Raw genomic sequence first — 652 nt, forward strand, 5'->3', positions numbered from 1 at the left:
CCATAGACAGACCAGAAATTCGACTTACTTTCACACCTGGCGCCAAATCGAGCTCGAATCGAGTGATGACTGGGCCTGGGTAAATGCCGACTACGTCTGCTTTAATTTTGTAGTCTGCAAGCTTGCTTTCGACTAAACGCGCGACTTGCTCAAGCGCTTCACGATCGATGAAGTTTTCAAGTTTTTCCGGATGGTAAAGCAATTCAAGTGTTGGCAGCGGCTCTTCTGGCACTGGTAAATTCTGTTCTTGCTTCATCAAGAATGGGTTTTGCGTCGCGGCAACTTTTGCTTGCGCGCTGGATACCATGCTTTGGAATGCGGCAACATCTTGATCGCCATCTTGCACTTCCTCAACCTCAACTTCTTGTGGCGCTGGTTCAAACACTACACTCGGCTCAGGAGTCTGTTCTGGTTGAATTTGAGAAACCGATTGTGGTTGAACGATAGGTTGAGGCTCTGGTGAACGCGACTGAGGTTGAGGAGCAACATATGCATCCTCTTCATCTACTACATCAAAATCAGAGATCGTTGGTTCAATATGTTCACTTGGCTCAGCGTGGTCGGTAATGTCATCAAGCGCACGAGTGTCAATAACAGGCTCTTCGTGTGGCGTTGGTTCCACATGGAGTCGCTGTTCTTGCTGAGCAGCAAA

At 48.2% G+C, this 652-nt stretch carries 1 protein-coding gene; it reads right to left on the reverse strand.

Annotated elements, in window-relative coordinates; all coding sequences use genetic code 11:
- On the reverse strand, nucleotides 1-652 hold a 652-nt coding region (locus tag R7190_RS28140), incomplete at both ends, for a DNA translocase FtsK (RefSeq protein WP_318137960.1).

This window comes from Vibrio sp. 1078-1, from assembly GCF_033340475.1.